The sequence below is a fragment of the Pseudomonas sp. NPDC096950 genome (assembly GCF_044762525.1).
GTDB lineage: Bacteria > Pseudomonadota > Gammaproteobacteria > Pseudomonadales > Pseudomonadaceae > Aquipseudomonas.
On the sequence record NZ_JBIWEL010000055.1, the window covers coordinates 1 to 3,223 of the forward strand.

The following is a 3,223-nucleotide window of genomic DNA, read 5'->3' on the forward strand; positions in this document are numbered from 1 at the left end:
GTATAGAAAGACTTTTCAGTTTTTCAACTGAAAGCTTCACTCCTCAAACCCTTGGGCCCTCTGCCTATAAATAGATTGCAGCTTTATAACGGATTTTAGACAGCTCGTATGACATTTTTTTGAAGCAACCCGTCACATTTAACTCATGTACATCCCGCCGTTCACCGGGATTGTAGCCCCAGTAACGTAAGCCGCACCGTCGGATGCAAGAAAAGCGACCACAGACGCGATCTCTTGTGCTTGCCCCAGACGGCCCAGCGGAATCTGTGTCACCAAGGATTCACGCTGCGCTTCAGGCAGCTCGCGCGTCATATCGGTATCGATGAACCCTGGGGCCACCGAGTTTACCGTAATCGAACGCGAACCGACTTCACGCGCCAGTGCGCGGCTGAAACCTTCCAGACCGGCCTTGGCGGCAGCGTAGTTTACTTGGCCTGCGTTGCCCATGGCACCCACAACCGAACCAATACTGATAATTCGTCCCCAACGCGCCTTGGTCATGCCGCGCAAAACACCCTTGGACAGGCGGAACAGACTGTTCAGGTTGGTATCGATGACGTCGTTCCATTCGTCGTCTTTCATGCGCATCATCAGATTATCGCGGGTGATGCCAGCATTGTTGACAAGGATTACCGGGACACCGAACTGCGCAGTGATGTTCGCCAGCACTGCCGCAACGGACTCGTCGCTGGTGACATTGAGTTCCAGGCCAGTGCCTTGAATACCGTTTTCTTTCAGGGTAGCGGCGATGCGCTCGGCACCCGAGGCGGAGGTCGCGGTGCCGATGACAATGGCGCCCTCACGACCCAGTTCCAGGGCGATAGCCTGGCCGATACCGCGGCTCGCACCGGTGACCAGTGCAACTTTACCTTGCAGACTCATGCAAGTTTCTCCTGATTTCAGGCCAGCGCTGCGCGAGCGGCAGCGAAAGCGTCTGGGGTATTGAGGTTGGATGTCGATACGCCTTCGGCGCAGCGTTTGTTCAGGCCGGCAAGCACCTTGCCAGGGCCGCACTCGACCAGTTGGGTCGCGCCCTTGGCCGCCAGCGCCTGGACCGATTCGACCCAGCGCACAGGCTTGTAGAGCTGCTCAAGCAAATCGCGCTTGAGTGTTTCCAGATCGGCCGGCACGGCGGCGCTGACGTTCTGTACGACCGGGATCTGCGGCGCCTGCCAGTCGATGGCAGCGATGGACTCGGCAAACCGCTCGGCCGCCGGACGCATCAGCTCGCAGTGGGACGGCACGCTGACCGGCAACGGCATGGCGCGCTTGGCACCACGGGCCTTGCAGCCTTCGATGGCTCGCTCGACCGCCGCCTTGGCACCGGCGATGACCACCTGGCCCGGGGAGTTGAAGTTCACGGCGCTGACCACTTCGCCTTGCGCCGCTTCGGCACAGGCTGCCAGCACGTCCGCATCTTCCAGACCGAGGATCGCGGCCATGCCGCCCTGCCCGGCCGGAACGGCCTCTTGCATCAACTGACCACGACGCTCGACCAGTTTCACCGCGTCACCGAGGCTCAGGCTACCCGCCGCTACAAGAGCGCTGTATTCGCCCAGGCTGTGACCGGCAACGTAAGCCGGACGCGCGCCGCCTTCAGCCAGCCACAGACGCCACAGGGCGATCGAGGCGGTCAGAATGGCCGGCTGGGTTTTATCAGTTTGATTGAGTTGCTCTTCCGGCCCTTGCTGGGTCAGTGCCCACAGGTCGTAACCCAGAGCATCGGAAGCTTCTTTGAATGTTTCGAGGACCACCGGATGTTGCGCGCCCAACTCGGCCAGCATGCCGAGGGACTGCGAACCCTGTCCTGGAAAGACGAATGCGAGGGAAGCAGACATGTAACAAGCCCCTAATGATCTTGTCGTCGGAGAATTGACGTCCCGCTTGGGGGACGCAAGAAACTGACAGTTGGATGGCCAATTGAACTGAGCGGTCACATTTAAGCATTGTCCGACGAAAACGCCTAAGGCAACAGATCCTCAAGACGACCGTGAAGCCGTTCCGGGAGGTTTTCCTGGATCTCGATCAGGGCACGCTGAATTGCACTCTGGAAACCCTGCACCCCGGCCGATCCGTGGCTTTTCACGACAATACCCTGCAAACCGAGGAAGCTCGCGCCATTGTGCCGCGCCGGGGCCAGATCCGCCTGCAAGCGCTTCATCAGCGGCAACGCCAGCGCACCGACCATCCGCGAGGCCAGGCTTTGCTTGAACAAGGCTTCGATGCGCCCGGCAATCATGGTCGCCAGTCCTTCGCTGGACTTGAGCAGGATATTGCCGACAAAGCCGTCACATACCACCACGTCCGCCTCGCCGCGGTAGACACCGTCACCTTCGACAAAACCGATGTAGTTGATGCCACCTGCATTCTGCAACAGGGTCGCGGCCAACTTGACCTGCTGATTGCCCTTGATGTCTTCCGTACCGATATTCAGCAACGCGACACGGGGGCGAACCACACCCAGGGTTTCCGCCGCCACCGATCCCATGATCGCGAACTGCAACAAATGCTCGGCACTGCAATCGACGTTGGCACCGAGGTCGAGCAACTGGCAATAACCCTTCTCGGTCGGGATCGCCGCGACCATCGCCGGCCGATCGATGCCCGGCAAGGTCTTGAGCACGAATCGCGACAACGCCATCAGCGCACCGGTATTGCCGGCGCTGACACAGGCCTGGACCTTGCCATCACGCAACAGCTCAAGGGCTACGCGCATCGACGAATCAGGCTTGCCACGCAAGGCCTGGGCAGGCTTTTCATCCATGGTGATGACTTCGGACGCCGGTGTAATCAACAGGCGCGCGCGATCCACAGCCGAATGGCCGGAGAGCAGTTCTTCTAGAAGAGAGGGTTGACCGACGAGGGTCAGGTGCAGCGAGGGCGTAGCAGACAGGCAAGCAAGGCTGGCCTGAACAATGCTGCGGGGACCGAAGTCCCCGCCCATTGCGTCAATCGCGATGACTTGAGCAGACAAGTGATTACTCGTCAGCGCCCTTGTCGATCACTTTACGGCCACGGTATACGCCTTCTGGCGATACGTGGTGACGCAGGTGAATTTCACCGGTGGTTTTTTCTACAGACAGAGTGCTTGCCGTCAGGGCGTCGTGCGAACGACGCATGTCACGGGCAGAGCGGGATTTTTTGTTCTGCTGAACAGCCATAATTGATTAACTCCTAAACGTTTGGGTCACGCTTTAACTGCGCCAATACACTGAACGGGTTG

4 protein-coding genes are annotated in these 3,223 nt (G+C 59.3%); all 4 read right to left on the reverse strand.

What is annotated here, in order from left to right; translation table 11 throughout:
- Window positions 1-138: 138 nt before the first annotated feature.
- The 4 genes from fabG to rpmF all read right to left on the reverse strand — a co-directional run bounded on the left by fabG (window position 139) and on the right by rpmF (window position 3,161).
- Window positions 139-882: a 3-oxoacyl-ACP reductase FabG gene (gene fabG / locus ACIQY3_RS34245; protein ID WP_403029088.1), complete on the reverse strand. Its 744-nt coding sequence runs from the start codon at window positions 880-882 to the stop codon at window positions 139-141.
- A gap of 17 nt (window positions 883-899) precedes the next feature.
- Window positions 900-1,838 carry an ACP S-malonyltransferase gene (fabD, locus tag ACIQY3_RS34250; protein WP_054051772.1) on the reverse strand — a complete coding sequence of 313 codons (939 nt, stop codon included), beginning with the start codon at window positions 1,836-1,838 and terminating at the stop codon, window positions 900-902.
- A 125-nt stretch (window positions 1,839-1,963) separates the two neighbouring features.
- A complete protein-coding gene (plsX, locus tag ACIQY3_RS34255) occupies window positions 1,964-2,974 on the reverse strand; it encodes a phosphate acyltransferase PlsX (protein WP_403029091.1) in 1,011 nt (336 codons plus the stop codon).
- A gap of 4 nt (window positions 2,975-2,978) precedes the next feature.
- Window positions 2,979-3,161: a 50S ribosomal protein L32 gene (gene rpmF / locus ACIQY3_RS34260; protein ID WP_008152339.1), complete on the reverse strand. Its 183-nt coding sequence runs from the start codon at window positions 3,159-3,161 to the stop codon at window positions 2,979-2,981.
- Window positions 3,162-3,223 lie beyond the last annotated feature (62 nt).